The organism is Priestia koreensis (assembly GCF_022646885.1).
Lineage (GTDB): Bacteria > Bacillota > Bacilli > Bacillales > Bacillaceae_H > Bacillus_AG > Bacillus_AG koreensis_A.
This window is the reverse complement of record NZ_CP061868.1, coordinates 2837341-2850089: the sequence shown is the minus strand read 5'-3', so window position 1 is coordinate 2850089 and position 12749 is coordinate 2837341. Positions and strand designations below refer to the sequence as shown.

Genomic DNA, 12749 nt, shown 5'->3' with positions numbered 1-12749 from the left:
AGGAGCGCAGATCACTGCGCTCCTTTTTTATCCTATAGGAGTTAGTCTTCTTTCCCAGACTGAAACGCTAAGTTGCGTTTTACCATTCCAATTGAGGGCTCAAATCCAAGCTCTTCACAAAATTGTTTTACTGTTTCATCACCGACTACATCAATCATATAAAGATGGTCAAGTTCTTCTAACATTTCTTTTAAAAGATCCTTTCCAATGCCTTGCCCACGATAGTCAGGTAATACTTCAAGAAATGAAATAGAAGCTGACAGTAATCCGTCACTAATGGCCGTAATGAAGCCTACCACTTCGTTTTTCTCTTCATCAATTGCTACTACTACCTTATAGCTTCGTTCTAATAAGTGAAGGTGAGTAGCAGGTGTAGGGCCATTTTCCCAATCGGTGAAAAATCCTTCTAGCATATGTTCGGTAATATCTTGTAAAGAAGTAGTATAAATCATAAAATCGGGCTCCTTACTAACTAAAATAATTTTTTTGTCCGCATTATACGATATTCCCTAAAAATTGCTGTTCAATGCCTGTATGAAAGGAGGAAATACAAAAATTTTCAATGCTTGTTCACATTTTTCAAAAAATAACGATAATATAAATAGATCGACTTCCTCATTTGTAGGCTGTCAATTGTTTAGGTGAACTGTTAGATCGATGCAAAGCGATCCAAATAAGAGGAAAAAAGAACTAGCTTGTATTATTAGCAATTGTTAAACACATATATCACGATCATACTAGGTGGAGGAATCGTTTATGGGACTTTTACAACGTTTTAAGCGTGAAACAGCAAAAGAGCTACAGGCAGCAGCTGTAGAAGAAATGGGCACGTTATCTAATCAAGAGCTTCAGGAAGTAACAGGTGAAATTGAGCAGCTCTTACAGCTTCTACGCTCCAAAAATGAAGAAGCTATTCAACAGGAGCAAACAACTTCTGCAGCATGCGTTACTATAAAGCAGGAGGCAACAAATCACGCACAGATTTTAACGGATTCTGCTACATCTATTCAGCATATTCTTGAGCAAGCAGATGAGATTGAGCGATTGGTGAAGAAAATTTCAAAGCAAACGTCTGATAATTTACATATCGTCAACGATGGAAATGAACGAATCGATTCGCTAGTACAGCAAATGAATCATGTAAAAAAGGTGTTTGAAGAGTTTCAAAGCATCATTTACGCTCTTCAACAAGACTCTCAGGAAATTTCAAACTTTGCGAATACGATTGAAAGTATTGCTTCTCAAACAAACCTGTTGGCATTGAACGCTTCGATTGAAGCAGCACGTGCTGGTGAAGCAGGAAAAGGCTTTGCTGTCGTAGCCGACGAAGTTCGAAAACTTGCCGATCAAAGTAAAAGTGCGCTGACAGAAATAAAAGGGAACGTGGAGAAAATTATTGAACGTGTCCAGAGCTTGTCCGTACGAGTAACGGAACGAACGACGGATATTACGGATACAATCACAATGACACAGTCGACCAAAAAATATTTTAATGACATTCACAATTCAGAAGTGGCAATGAATGAAGAGGTAACGACCATTCAACAGTCAACCTCAACCGTCAATGGAGAACTTTCGAATGTTTCACAGCTTCTAGATGGTCTTCTTCAAAACCTGATGGATGACGAAGAATTCAGTAAGGACCGAGCAGATGCTTCACATAGCAAACAAGTACTTTTAGACGAAGTAAACACAGCCTTGAATCGAATGGACGAACTAGTTCAAGGACTAAAACTTCTATAATACGGTTGGAATTGTGCACGAGGATGGCCAAAAAGCCATTCTCGTGCACTTTTTGTTGTGAACAAAATTCTACATTTCCATACGCTCCGAATAGTTGAAATGCACTTGTTATGAAAAAATGCTTCATTATTTACGTTCGCCTCCCCCCATTTTTACAGAACCACATACATAGAGAATGAAAAGGGGGGGAGATAACATGGCAGCGAAATATTTAGTAGAACGTCAAATTCGTCTTGTGTTTGATCAAGGAGTGAACGCAGAAGGAAAGCCTGTTTATAAAAGTAAGACGATTCGTAATATCGCATCTGATGCTACACCAGAACAAATGGTAAGCGTCGCTCAAGCATTAGAGAGCTTACAAAGCTTACCGCTAAACCGCATTGAAACCCCAGAAAATTACCAAATCTCTGTAAACTAAGGCTAGAAAAATGAAAAAATAAAGGAGGATGAAAAAGTGGCCAAAACACTGATGCTCGACTTTACGACAGAGGGAAATAAGACGTCAAGCTTATCGCTCGAATATCCAAAGGATTCACTGGATCCTGCAGTCGTTACAGCAGCAATGAATCAAATTATCGCTGCAAACATCATTCGTACTGCAAGTGGAGACCTTGTGGGGATTAAAGGAGCACGCGTAGTAGACCGAAACGTCTCCACAGTATTAGCCTAAAATAGAGGGAGATCCTTCTCATCGATGATGGGGAGGATCTTTTTAAGAGGAGGAAAAATCATGGAACAAATGCTACCGTTTATCTCAGAGGTCGGCTTTCCGATTGTTGTGACGCTCTATTTGTTGTATCGAATTGAGTCAAAGCTTGATGCGCTCATTACGACGATTCAAAAGCTACCAGATGAAATGAATCGGTAATGAAAATGGGATTAATTTCAACGTCGTAACCAATCCTTTGCATGCTATACTGAAGGCACTAATTTCTCTGCGAGGTGAAGGAAGATGCTTGAAGGATATGATTATGCAAAGGAATATGGTCAGGCCTTAATTTCCTGTGAAGATAAAATTGAAGCAAAAGTGTATTATTATCAGCTTCGTGAACGCGTGATGAAGAAATTACGTAACGTGAGTGAATACGTAGATGAGCTTCAAATTGATTATTCACCCGGCAGCTTACTCGTATTAGAACTGCTCTATTTTGACTTGTACGAAACAAATCGATTTGATGTGCTAGACATCACACGTCAAGAAATGGAGGAGTGCTTAGCTGTTTATTTAGGCGAAGTGACTACAGCCCAAGTAAGCGACGCCGATTGGGTCGTTGAAGAATATCCGTTCATTGAAGGGAAATACATCATGGGCATTCGCCAAGGCACTTACACGCTGTATGTCGGTACTTCCTTTTTAAATCACTACAAGTCTCACTCTAACCAAACGCTCTATTATCATTTTCGATCATTCCAAAAGCGATCTTCCTAAAAATAGTGCCCCTCTTGAACCAGTCAGGAGGGGTTTGTTGTATAGAAAAATCTTTTGTCATATTGCTTAACGAGGACGATTTTCTTTTCTTTCGTCAAAACGACTGCATTCATCCAGTCATCGTATTCTTGAACGTAGTAATCTTTAATAATAAGGCCGTTTGGAAGCTCACACGTATCACTTCGTAAATTTCCGTAAGGTGTTTTATAAATGTAGCGCGATTTTAATATGTTCCATTTTTTCATTTTTGTCGCCTCCCATCGTTTTCTTCCAGTATAATAGATGATGGAAAAAGAAGGAATTTTAATCCGCTATAAAGGGAGGGAATGCTTTGTTTCAGCGTACGGTGCAAGAGATTAGTACGATGTTAAATCAGGCGGGAAATTTGCCGTCAGCCTATAAGAATATTCATGTGAAAGGGGTATCGATTGATTCTAGAACCCTCACACCCGGAAATTTATACGCTCCAATAGTTCGAGTGAAAAACGGTCATGATTACGTGAAACAAGCGATTGGAAAAGGAGCGTCTGCTGTATTGTGGAAGAAAAACGAACAAAATCCACCATCAGATGTTCCGGTCATTTACGTATAGGATACACTGGCAGCGCTTCAGCAACTCGCCAAGCGCTACCGTGAACAACTGAATGTGAAGATCATTGGGGTGACAGGTAGCAATGGGAAAACAACAACAAAAGATTTGATTAATTCCATTGCAGAGACCACGTTTCGTGTACATAAAACTCCTGGAAATCTTAATAGTCAAATTGGTTTACCGCTCACGATATTAGGAATCTCTGAACAAGATGAAGTAGCTGTCTTAGAAATGGGGATGAGTGAGCGGGGACAAATTGAAAAGCTCGCAGACATCGCTCGGCCTGACATCGGGGTGATCACAATGATCGGAACCTCTCATTTATCAACGCTTGGTTCAAGAGAGGAAATCGCCAAAGCAAAGCTAGAGATTGCAAAGGGAATTAAAGCAAAAGGCCTGTTTATTTACAACGGAGACGAACCGCTTTTAAAAGATCCTATGCTTTTAAAAGGCATAAGACCGCTCACGTTTGGAGAAGGAACAGAGAATGATATCGTTCTCTCGTCCTTGCACACGGATTCTGAAGGTACGCACTTTACAGTTGGCGGAGAGAATGTCACCTATCGAGTACCTCTTACGGGGAAGCATAATGCCTTAAACGCTCTCGCTGCCATTGCAGTTGGGAAAGAACTTGGTATCCCTGAAAAATGTATTCAGCGTGGCTTGAGAAATGCTCGTATTACGGAGATGCGTATGCAAAAAATCCCTTCGGAACGTGGTTTCACCATTATTAATGATGCATGGAATGCCAGCCCTCAATCTGTTCAAGCTGCCATTCAAACATTTGAGGAAATGCCATGCAAAGGGCGTAAATTTATTGTGCTTGGTGACATGCTCGAGCTTGGTGATGATGAAGTGAAATATCACCAAGAAGTTGCACATTACTTTTCATCAGGAAATAACGCCTTCTTGTACACGTACGGACACCTTGCTCACCATATTTCACTAGCAGCTACGTCCTTGCTTCCGGTTGGTCAAGTGAAGCATTTTTCGACTAAAAGTGAACTCACAAAGGAATTACAAAAAGAGCTAGGACCGGCGGATATGGTTTTAGTCAAAGGATCAAGAGGAATGAAAATGGAAGAAGTAGTAGAGAAGCTGATGGAGGAAACAAAGCAATGAAACTTGGTTCTCCGATCGCTACTGGAAACACGGCTATATTGTATTCATACGGGAAATACGTTTGTAAAGTATTTCACGACCACACCTCAAAGGATGAAGCGGCACGCGAAGCAAACAAACAGCACCAAGTGTACGAAGCAGGGCTACCCGTTCCCAAAATTATTGATGTGACGCAGATAGCTGGAAAACAGGCGATCGTCATGGAAAGAGTAAAGGGAAAAACGCTCGGATCTCTATTGTTAGAAGATAAAAGCAGGGCGCGGGACTATCTCTCGCTGTCCGTAGACGTGCAGCTGCAAATTCACGAAAAAAAGATTCCCTCCTTTGAACGAATGACAGAAAAGTTAGAGCATCAAATTCTCCGCGCAGCGCAGGTAGATACGCAGCAGAAGAAACAGCTTGTAGACACATTAAAATCAATAAGTAACGAAGAATATCTTTGTCACGGAGACTATCATTTGTTCAATCTACTCCTAACCGATCATGGCGTCACGATTATCGATTGGGTGGATGCGAGCATAGGAGATCGAATGGCGGATGTTTATCGTACCTACTTGCTTTACTCGCAAATTTCTCATGAGATTGCAGAGCTATACGTTCACCTCTATTGCCAAAAACGTGGATGTGATAAAGCGGAACTTTTTAAGTGGGCACCCATTGTTGCAGCGGCACGTTTATCTGAGAACGTTTCGACCGAAAATCCTGAACGTCTTCTGAGGATTGTAAAGAAAGCTAGCGAAGAGAAGTAATCCCTCTCCGCTAGCTTTTTAGCTGTTCTTTTATATTCATTAATTCATTCTCTAAGCACATTCGTCGCTTTTTTATCAGTGCTTCTTCGTGTTTTAGAACCATTACTTGCATGCTAAGTTGCTCTAACACTTCCTTTATAAAACGCTCGTCACCGCACGTATACGCTGATTTCAGCTGGAAAAGAGCTTGTATATCACTTAAGGTGAGGCCAAAGTGTTTGCACTCCTGAATGACCTTAAAATCGATCTTATCCTTTTCACCGTAGTACTTTTTGTTCTGCACACGAGTCGGTGTAATGAGGCCTAGATCCTCGTAGTGGCGAACCGTATCCTTTGTTGTGTTTAGAAGAGAGACAAATTCTCCAATTCTCACTTTATTCACCCTTTCAATTAATCGTTGACATGGGGTTAACCCCGTACTGTTTAATGAAAACAATCAAAGAATATGGGAGGACATTTCGATGAAAATATGGCTTATGGTAGGAATTGGTTTGACTGTTTTATACGGGGGATTGCTTGTCATTAGCGGTGTAGGACAGCTAAAAGGGAAGGAGTTATCAACGAAATCATCTGTCAGTACAATCATAATTGGTCTGCTTATCGTGCTAACGAGTGTATTACTTGTTAGTGATCATCGTTTAGTTTTCGCCCTGCTAATCTTACTGTTCATGATGCACATTCAAGCAGTTATAAACGGGTATCAGCTTTATAGAAAAATTCACCTTACTCATCATCTTCTACGACTTGCGGTGACGATTAGTCTGCTTCTTCTTCTTTTCAAAGGAATAAAATTATAAGATCAAATTTTTTTGTTGACAAGGGTTGTTAAAACACGTTTTAATAAAATTGTCGAATAATGAAATATTATTTACATATGCCTTTACGGAATTAACATCACCTTAACAATGATTAACCTGATGAAGTTCTTAGAATCGGAAGAGTGAAGGGGTTTTAGTATGTACAAAGCGATCCGTATCTTTATGCTGTTATGTGCTGCTTATGTCTCATACGTCTTTCATCCTCAGCGAGTTTTGCATAATGAATTTACGATTTTCACTGTTTTTGTTTATTTGCCAGCTGTAGCCGTAGGGGCAGGCACTCTTTTGCATTTACTATTAGACTTTGTGCGCCATCGTTTGACATGCTACAGTTTAAGTGTGATAGCTTGTATCCTTTATGTCACCATCATGTTTCAAACACTTCACGGAATGTTTTCGTTATTTTCCACGATTTGCTTTACCCTTGGAACAACAGGACTAGCAATCGTTCACGTGCAAGTTCTACATCACCTCAGAAAACGCTATTGGATGAACAATATATCAATGTAGGCAGTCATTTAGATAAAGCTAGACGTAAAATCTGTTACTAAGATCGTACTTACGATCTTTTTTTTATGTGATTTTTGATCATTTAGAAAACGTGACTAGTTCTAATCCATCAGGCGTATAAAAACGGCGGGCTTCCTGGAAGCCGTTTTTTTCATATAACCTTACAGCAGGAGTGTTTGCAACACCTGTCGTAACGACGAGAGTAGTAGAATAGCGTTCTTGAATGAAGTTTAAAAGGTCCTGTGCGATGCCTTGGCGATGAAATTTAGGACTCACTGCGACTCGGCAAATGGTGTAGCTATACTGATCGTCTTCTATTGAAATAACCCCCGCAAGCTCGTTGTCTTTCACATACCCATAAAACGTTTCATTGACGTGTTGAAGAGTGTGAACAGAATCTTTTAACGGAGGTAAATCAGGATAATTCAAGAGAGATGCCTCTAACGCATAAGCGCGTAATTGGATCGCTAGAACTTGCTCTGCTACTATGTTTTCATGCATTGATAAACGTTGAATCATTTTTTATTCACTCCATACATCTCGACGCATTTTTCGTGCTCGATCACCATTTTTTCTCGTACCATTCCTATTTTTTGTGCGACACGAATAGAGGGAGCATTATCTGGTGAGATGAGGGACACAATGCGATTAAATTTTAATACATCAAATCCGTACTTTAGACAAGCACCCGCAGCTTCTGTTGCAAGCCCTTGATTCCAATAGCTTCTTTTTAACAAATACCCTATTTCTATCTCCACTTGCCCATCTATTTTATGTGGAATAAGTCCGCATAATCCGATGAAATTCCCTGCTTGCTTATCTTCTACTACCCATAGTCCAGTTTGAAATACTTGATAATTTTGTTTTGTCCACTGAATCCACTGAAGCGCTTCTTGTTCTGTTTTTGTGTCTTGGTAGTACGTCATAGCAATTGGATCAGAAAAAATAGTCATTAAATTTGGCAGATCAGATGATTTCATTTCCCGAAATCCCATTCTTTCACTCGTAAGAAAGTAAGTATGCATCTGTTTCACCCTCTCTGTCCCTATCATACAAGTGGTTTCTTTCCCTTATCGTATTCGGTTTTTCCAAAACATTCAAGTTTATTCCTAAACTAAAAGTGTAGTGAAAAGGAAAAATATTCTGTTTATTGATAAAAAAGCAGGGAAAGGAAGTTTATAGGGAAGGTAGTGACGACGTTTCTGTGATTTAAAAGCTACTTCTCATACAGACGAAAAGGGGGAGGACATGATTGATGAAGCGAGTGATAGGAGTGCTTCTTTTAGGAGTCGCGGTCATCTTAACAGGTTGCGCCCAAAAAGATGAGCTAGCGGACGGGACAAAGTTAATTCATAAAAACGAATTTATCTTTGCCGCATCAGGAGAATTTAAGCCGTTTAGCTACGTTCGAAATAAAGATTTAACCATGACCGGGTTTGACGTTGCCGTTGGCGAAGCGATCGCACATGAACTGGGACTAGAACCCGTACAAAAACGAATTAAATTTAAAGGGATCGTAGAAGGAATTAAAACAGGACGCGCTGATGCAGCAGTGGCTAGTCACACCATTAACCCTGGAAGAAGCAAACAGGTGCTATTTTCAACACCTTACTATTATTCAGGACCGCAAATCTTTACGAGACCTGACAGTGATATTAAAACCGTCGAAGACTTAAAAGGAAAAGAGGTTGCGGTTGCGAAGGGTTCTACATATGCGGCTACTGCCGCCAGATATACAAATAATATTAAGCAATACGATAGTGACATAACCGCTTTGAAGGCATTAAGCATTGGTCGGCACGATGCTGTAATAACAGACTTTGTAACGGGTCGAAGTGCAAAAAAAGAGGGCTTTAAAATCGTTCCTAAACAGCTGATTGAACGAAGTGAGCAGGCTGTTGTTATGCCGAAAGATAACCCGCAGCTAGTAAAGCGTGTCAACGAAGCACTTGAGAGACTCCGTAAAAATGGAACGTTAAAGAAAATTAGCATTGAATATTTCGGAGAAGACATTACTGAAAAACCAGAGAAATAGCGAGGGGGATGAGAAACGTGCCAAGTTTTTCACATTTATTTTCCACACTAATTGAAAGCAAAGGGGTTTTTCTCGATGCGATGCTTATTACGTTAGAATTAACGGTCGTATCGATTATATTTGGAATTATCATCGGTCTCTTTTTCGCGTTACTGAAAATCTCAAACATTAAAATACTCGCGTGGATTTCCGATGCATACGTGTATTTAGTGAGGGGAACACCGCTAATCGTTCAAATTTTCATTTTATATTTTGGCATAAGCGGATTATTTTTGCTACCTGATTTTTGGGCAGCGTCTCTTGCACTTGCCTTTCATAACGGAGCGTATATCGCTGAGATTTTCCGTGGGTCCATTCAAGCCGTCAACAAAGGACAAATGGAGGCAGGGCGTTCGCTCGGCATGTCTGCTAGCTTAACCATGCGTCGCATTATTTTACCTCAAGCCTTTCGCCGTGCTCTTCCACCGCTTGGAAATCAATTTATTATTGGCTTGAAGGATTCTTCTCTTGCTGCCTTTATATCCATGAATGAGCTGTTTAACGTTTCCACGACGCTTGGCTCAAATAATTTTGATGAAATGACCTATTTATTAATTGTCGCCATCTATTACCTCGTGTTAGTCGCCATTTTAACGATTGTCGTGAACATAATCGAGAAGAAACTTGCCGTAAGTGATTAAAGAGGGGGAAGAACCATGACGGAAGCAAAAGAGATGATTAAAGTAAAAAAGCTAAATAAATCGTTCGGGGATCTTCATGTGTTAAAAGACGTGGATTTAACCGTGTTCGAAAGTGATGTTGTTTGCTTAATCGGAGCTAGTGGATCGGGAAAAAGTACGCTGCTCCGATGTCTGAATTTTTTAGAAAAGAAGGATAACGGAACGATTATGATTGAAAATGAAGAAGTGGATTTATCTCGCAACGATGTGAACAAAATCAGGGAGCGAGTAGGAATGGTGTTTCAGCACTTTAATCTCTTTCCACATAAAACGGTGTTAGAGAACGTCATTGAGGCACCGATTCATGTAAAGAAAATGGGGAAAAGAGAGGCTACTGAAGAAGGAAAAGCGCTTCTTGAAAAAGTAGGATTAGCGGATAAAGCGAACGTCTATCCTAGCAAGCTATCAGGGGGACAGAAACAGCGTGTCGCGATTGCCCGAGCACTAGCGATGAAACCAGATATTATGCTGTTTGATGAGCCCACCTCAGCCCTTGATCCTGAGCTTGTGGGAGAGGTGTTAACGACGATGAAGGAGCTTGCAAAAGAGGGAATGACGATGGTAGTCGTGACGCATGAAATGGGCTTTGCTAGAGAAGTCGCCGACTGGGTGGTATATATGAACGACGGAAAAATCATTGAAGTCGGACATCCAGATGAGCTGTTTGATCAACCAAAGGAAGCACGAACGAAAGAATTTTTACAAACCACCATGTTGAAGTGAAAAAAAAGCGAGTATCGAGGATGCCATACTCGCTTTTTTTCTAGCTACAAACCGCTGATTTTTTTACTTCTAGTTAAAAAGTCGTGACCTTCTAGTTCTTTTTTCATATACTACATCATTCTACTATCGCTTTTAACTAGAAGGGGTGGTGTATATGACAACGAAAAAACTCGTTTTGCTTACGGGTATTCATACGTTATTTTTCTTCTTTCTAACGCTTGATCTAACGGTTTTAAATCATTCTATTAACGGACTATTATAAAAAGGACAAGCTGTATGAATGAAAGGAAGAGTTTGCAGTGGAACGCTTCCTTTTTCTTTAACTTTGTTGATATGCAGCATAGATCGGTTTTGTCGTCTACACAGCTAATCTCAGTAGATTGAGATTAGGGAAAATGAAACAACCGTTTATCTTAGAGGAGGCGGGGATTCCTTTTCTATTTTCGTCGGGTCAACATCGGAGAGGTTCTTTCCTGTAAGCCCATTAAATAGCTCTGCAGAAGTATCGTTATCTAATTGAACATATTTATCATCAAAAACTAGTTCTACCTTCTTACCCTTTGGACTAATCCATACATAATAAATGTCCTCAGACGATTGTTTAAAATGAAATTTGAAATCGGGCAGGCGTATCATCCTTACTTGTTTAATTATTTCTGAATGATCCAAGCGTAAACGTATATTATGGACGATGTTCTTTACTTTCTGGACGGTTTTTTCATTGGTTATGTCAATAAACTCTCCAAATGAATCTTGTTTGTCAGTTTGACTTTGTACCAACAGTACATCATCATCCGTTGTCGTAGATTGAGCCGAGCATCCAACTAGTAGTAGTAAACCAATGAAAAAGAAAACATATTTTACTTGCTTCATCTAACCACTCCTTTTTTCTAATCAATTAGACGGGGAAAAGCAAGTAAAGTTACAAGTTTTTTTGTGAATCCTATTTTAAAAGAAGGTCGCGCATGTGGAAAAGATCATTTTCAAAAATGTATTGAAATAAAAGAAGGAAAACGTACGTTCGTGTAGAATCTTACATAAGACGAAATTTAAAAGGAGGGCTTCTCATGAAGCAAACGTTACCTGTAAAAAATCAAATGAACGGGGTCTTTATTCACGTTACGAATCTGCGGGCATCTGCTGAGTGGTATGGAAACTTGCTAGGATTGGACATTCAGCTCGATCAAGTATCATCGCCCGTTTACAATCTGCCTGTCGTTGGGAGCACGTCACTTACGCTAGACGACCACACCTTTGATCCACATTTCATCCATACACCGTCATCTAACCCTATTTTTAACTTCTATGCGCCTGATATCGATGAGGCATACAGTTATATTAAACAGCATAATATCATCGTTACGAGAGAAATTGAGCGCGTAGAAGAAACAGCTTGGTTCAATATTCAAGACCCTGATGGCAATGTAATTATGATCTGTAATTGCTAATGGAAAAGAAAAAGCATCCAGAGCAATTGCTCTGAATGCTTTTTACCTATTCTTCCTCCATGCCTTGTAATACGGCTAACCCCTGCTGCATTTTCATTATATAATCCACGTCGTGAGTCGAGCACATGAACTTAATGTGACCAGTTCCTTCTGTGTTAAGTATGTTCTGCGCAGACAGCACGTGTTTCAACTGCTTAACTGTTCCAGCACTGCCATCAACGAGCTGGATGTGTGGTGGCAGGAAACGTCTTAAGACAGACTTAAAATAAGGAAAATGTGTGCAGCCAAGAACGATCGTTCCGTACTGACTTAAATCAAAGTGTGCAAGCTTCTTTTGAAAGAACGCCGTTAGTTCATCTTGATCAAAATTCAATTGCTCACAAAACTCCACGAGCTCAGGAAGCGGAAGGGAGTCAACGATTGAATCGTGATCAATCTCCGAAATAAGCTCCGCATACTTCGTTTGCTTTAATGTAAGCTCTGTTGCAAACACGAGCACGCGTTTCCCTAAAGGTTGACTAATTTGGATCGCCGGCTTTGCCGCTGGCTCCATGCCAATAATCGGAATATCGTATGTACGTCGAAGCTCGTTTACCGCGATGCTCGTAGCTGTGTTACAAGCAATAACGAGAGCTTTGATGTTTTCATCTATCATCATTTGAACAGAGTGCTTAACACCTTCAAGTACTTCTTCCTTTGATTTAGGGCCGTAGGGAACGTGAAGCGTATCGGCAAAGTATAGAAAGTCTTCTCCTTTACATTGCTTTATTGCTTCATTCAAGACCGTTAAACCACCAATTCCTGAATCAAAAAAACCAATTCTCATTTTTTTCACCTGATGTTTGTTAATTTAGTTATTAA

Annotated in this window: 21 protein-coding genes; 14 read left to right on the top strand and 7 right to left on the bottom strand. The window is 40.1% G+C overall.

The window, feature by feature from the left end; translation table 11 throughout:
• Positions 1-41 precede the first annotated feature (41 nt).
• The gene (locus IE339_RS15010; protein WP_242168773.1) at positions 42-452 is read right to left on the bottom strand and encodes a GNAT family N-acetyltransferase; all 411 of its coding nucleotides are present in this window, start codon (positions 450-452) and stop codon (positions 42-44) included.
• Between the two features lie 304 nt (positions 453-756).
• Here IE339_RS15010 and IE339_RS15005 point away from each other — a divergent pair, with 304 nt between their 5' ends.
• The 5 genes from IE339_RS15005 to IE339_RS14985 all read left to right on the top strand — a co-directional run bounded on the left by IE339_RS15005 (position 757) and on the right by IE339_RS14985 (position 3172).
• On the top strand, positions 757-1743 hold the full coding sequence (locus IE339_RS15005; RefSeq protein WP_242168771.1) for a methyl-accepting chemotaxis protein: 987 nt from the start codon (positions 757-759) through the stop codon (positions 1741-1743).
• Between the two features lie 196 nt (positions 1744-1939).
• Positions 1940-2161 (top strand): DUF1659 domain-containing protein, encoded by a 222-nt coding sequence (locus IE339_RS15000; protein WP_242168769.1) that lies wholly within the window; start codon positions 1940-1942, stop codon positions 2159-2161.
• A gap of 36 nt (positions 2162-2197) precedes the next feature.
• A complete protein-coding gene (locus IE339_RS14995) occupies positions 2198-2413 on the top strand; it encodes a DUF2922 domain-containing protein (RefSeq protein WP_242168767.1) in 216 nt (71 codons plus the stop codon).
• Between the two features lie 60 nt (positions 2414-2473).
• Positions 2474-2611: a YvrJ family protein gene (locus tag IE339_RS14990; RefSeq protein ID WP_053401271.1), complete on the top strand. Its 138-nt coding sequence runs from the start codon at positions 2474-2476 to the stop codon at positions 2609-2611.
• An 84-nt stretch (positions 2612-2695) separates the two neighbouring features.
• On the top strand, positions 2696-3172 hold the full coding sequence (locus tag IE339_RS14985; protein WP_242168766.1) for a hypothetical protein: 477 nt from the start codon (positions 2696-2698) through the stop codon (positions 3170-3172).
• A gap of 23 nt (positions 3173-3195) precedes the next feature.
• On the opposite strand, the gene IE339_RS14980 is transcribed toward IE339_RS14985, so the two are convergent.
• Positions 3196-3417 (bottom strand): hypothetical protein, encoded by a 222-nt coding sequence (locus tag IE339_RS14980; protein ID WP_242168764.1) that lies wholly within the window; start codon positions 3415-3417, stop codon positions 3196-3198.
• Between the two features lie 86 nt (positions 3418-3503).
• On the opposite strand from IE339_RS14980, the gene IE339_RS14975 reads away from it, so the two are divergent.
• The 3 genes from IE339_RS14975 to IE339_RS14965 are packed head-to-tail and all read left to right on the top strand — an operon-like array spanning position 3504 to position 5635.
• Positions 3504-3764, top strand: coding sequence for a Mur ligase domain-containing protein (locus IE339_RS14975; RefSeq protein WP_242168762.1), 261 nt, complete (start codon positions 3504-3506; stop codon positions 3762-3764).
• Between the two features lie 6 nt (positions 3765-3770).
• On the top strand, positions 3771-4886 hold the full coding sequence (locus tag IE339_RS14970) for a UDP-N-acetylmuramoyl-tripeptide--D-alanyl-D-alanine ligase (protein ID WP_277933980.1): 1116 nt from the start codon (positions 3771-3773) through the stop codon (positions 4884-4886).
• On the top strand, positions 4883-5635 hold the full coding sequence (locus tag IE339_RS14965; protein WP_242168759.1) for an aminoglycoside phosphotransferase family protein: 753 nt from the start codon (positions 4883-4885) through the stop codon (positions 5633-5635). Before IE339_RS14970 ends, IE339_RS14965 begins: the two co-directional genes overlap by 4 nt.
• Before the next feature lie 10 nt (positions 5636-5645).
• Here the strand turns inward: IE339_RS14965 and IE339_RS14960 are convergent, their stop codons facing one another.
• The gene (locus tag IE339_RS14960; RefSeq protein WP_242168757.1) at positions 5646-6008 is read right to left on the bottom strand and encodes a MerR family transcriptional regulator; all 363 of its coding nucleotides are present in this window, start codon (positions 6006-6008) and stop codon (positions 5646-5648) included.
• Between the two features lie 88 nt (positions 6009-6096).
• Between IE339_RS14960 and IE339_RS14955 the strand changes: the two genes are divergently transcribed.
• Both IE339_RS14955 and IE339_RS14950 read left to right on the top strand, forming a co-directional pair.
• Positions 6097-6432, top strand: a complete 336-nt coding sequence (locus IE339_RS14955; protein WP_242168755.1) for a hypothetical protein — start codon at positions 6097-6099, stop codon at positions 6430-6432.
• A 159-nt stretch (positions 6433-6591) separates the two neighbouring features.
• Positions 6592-6963 carry a hypothetical protein gene (locus IE339_RS14950; protein ID WP_242168753.1) on the top strand — a complete coding sequence of 124 codons (372 nt, stop codon included), beginning with the start codon at positions 6592-6594 and terminating at the stop codon, positions 6961-6963.
• Positions 6964-7041: 78 nt separating this feature from the next.
• Here IE339_RS14950 and IE339_RS14945 read toward each other — a convergent pair whose 3' ends face one another.
• Together IE339_RS14945 and IE339_RS14940 are read right to left on the bottom strand one after the other, a co-directional pair.
• Complete coding sequence (locus IE339_RS14945; protein ID WP_242168751.1) at positions 7042-7482, bottom strand: GNAT family N-acetyltransferase; 441 nt, start codon at positions 7480-7482, stop codon at positions 7042-7044.
• Positions 7479-7988, bottom strand: a complete 510-nt coding sequence (locus IE339_RS14940; protein ID WP_242168749.1) for a GNAT family N-acetyltransferase — start codon at positions 7986-7988, stop codon at positions 7479-7481. The genes IE339_RS14945 and IE339_RS14940 overlap by 4 nt, the downstream gene beginning before the upstream one ends.
• Positions 7989-8218: 230 nt before the next feature.
• On the opposite strand from IE339_RS14940, the gene IE339_RS14935 reads away from it, so the two are divergent.
• From IE339_RS14935 to IE339_RS14925, 3 genes are read left to right on the top strand one after another with little or no spacing between them, the layout of a single operon-like run.
• A complete protein-coding gene (locus tag IE339_RS14935; RefSeq protein ID WP_242168747.1) occupies positions 8219-8998 on the top strand; it encodes a transporter substrate-binding domain-containing protein in 780 nt (259 codons plus the stop codon).
• A 17-nt stretch (positions 8999-9015) separates the two neighbouring features.
• A complete protein-coding gene (locus IE339_RS14930) occupies positions 9016-9678 on the top strand; it encodes an amino acid ABC transporter permease (RefSeq protein ID WP_053401264.1) in 663 nt (220 codons plus the stop codon).
• A gap of 15 nt (positions 9679-9693) precedes the next feature.
• Complete coding sequence (locus IE339_RS14925; protein ID WP_277933911.1) at positions 9694-10440, top strand: amino acid ABC transporter ATP-binding protein; 747 nt, start codon at positions 9694-9696, stop codon at positions 10438-10440.
• A 408-nt stretch (positions 10441-10848) separates the two neighbouring features.
• Here IE339_RS14925 and IE339_RS14920 read toward each other — a convergent pair whose 3' ends face one another.
• On the bottom strand, positions 10849-11313 hold the full coding sequence (locus IE339_RS14920) for a YhfM domain-containing protein (protein ID WP_242168745.1): 465 nt from the start codon (positions 11311-11313) through the stop codon (positions 10849-10851).
• Between the two features lie 194 nt (positions 11314-11507).
• Here IE339_RS14920 and IE339_RS14915 point away from each other — a divergent pair, with 194 nt between their 5' ends.
• Complete coding sequence (locus IE339_RS14915; protein WP_242168743.1) at positions 11508-11888, top strand: VOC family protein; 381 nt, start codon at positions 11508-11510, stop codon at positions 11886-11888.
• Between the two features lie 46 nt (positions 11889-11934).
• On the opposite strand, the gene murI is transcribed toward IE339_RS14915, so the two are convergent.
• Positions 11935-12714 carry a glutamate racemase gene (gene murI, locus IE339_RS14910; protein ID WP_242168741.1) on the bottom strand — a complete coding sequence of 260 codons (780 nt, stop codon included), beginning with the start codon at positions 12712-12714 and terminating at the stop codon, positions 11935-11937.
• Positions 12715-12749 lie beyond the last annotated feature (35 nt).

Bases quoted from the DNA above. Each gene is read 5' to 3' on its own strand.
- IE339_RS15010 (WP_242168773.1), bottom strand. From the start codon at position 452: ATGATTTATACTACTTCTTTACAAGATATTACCGAACATATGCTAGAA.
- IE339_RS15005 (WP_242168771.1), top strand. From the start codon at position 757: ATGGGACTTTTACAACGTTTTAAGCGTGAAACAGCAAAAGAGCTACAG.
- IE339_RS15000 (WP_242168769.1), top strand. From the start codon at position 1,940: ATGGCAGCGAAATATTTAGTAGAACGTCAAATTCGTCTTGTGTTTGAT.
- IE339_RS14990 (WP_053401271.1), top strand. From the start codon at position 2,474: ATGGAACAAATGCTACCGTTTATCTCAGAGGTCGGCTTTCCGATTGTT.
- IE339_RS14985 (WP_242168766.1), top strand. From the start codon at position 2,696: ATGCTTGAAGGATATGATTATGCAAAGGAATATGGTCAGGCCTTAATT.
- IE339_RS14980 (WP_242168764.1), bottom strand. From the start codon at position 3,417: ATGAAAAAATGGAACATATTAAAATCGCGCTACATTTATAAAACACCT.
- IE339_RS14965 (WP_242168759.1), top strand. From the start codon at position 4,883: ATGAAACTTGGTTCTCCGATCGCTACTGGAAACACGGCTATATTGTAT.
- IE339_RS14955 (WP_242168755.1), top strand. From the start codon at position 6,097: ATGAAAATATGGCTTATGGTAGGAATTGGTTTGACTGTTTTATACGGG.
- IE339_RS14950 (WP_242168753.1), top strand. From the start codon at position 6,592: ATGTACAAAGCGATCCGTATCTTTATGCTGTTATGTGCTGCTTATGTC.
- IE339_RS14945 (WP_242168751.1), bottom strand. From the start codon at position 7,482: ATGATTCAACGTTTATCAATGCATGAAAACATAGTAGCAGAGCAAGTT.
- IE339_RS14940 (WP_242168749.1), bottom strand. From the start codon at position 7,988: ATGCATACTTACTTTCTTACGAGTGAAAGAATGGGATTTCGGGAAATG.
- IE339_RS14935 (WP_242168747.1), top strand. From the start codon at position 8,219: ATGAAGCGAGTGATAGGAGTGCTTCTTTTAGGAGTCGCGGTCATCTTA.
- IE339_RS14925 (WP_277933911.1), top strand. From the start codon at position 9,694: ATGACGGAAGCAAAAGAGATGATTAAAGTAAAAAAGCTAAATAAATCG.
- IE339_RS14920 (WP_242168745.1), bottom strand. From the start codon at position 11,313: ATGAAGCAAGTAAAATATGTTTTCTTTTTCATTGGTTTACTACTACTA.
- IE339_RS14915 (WP_242168743.1), top strand. From the start codon at position 11,508: ATGAAGCAAACGTTACCTGTAAAAAATCAAATGAACGGGGTCTTTATT.
- murI (WP_242168741.1), bottom strand. From the start codon at position 12,714: ATGAGAATTGGTTTTTTTGATTCAGGAATTGGTGGTTTAACGGTCTTG.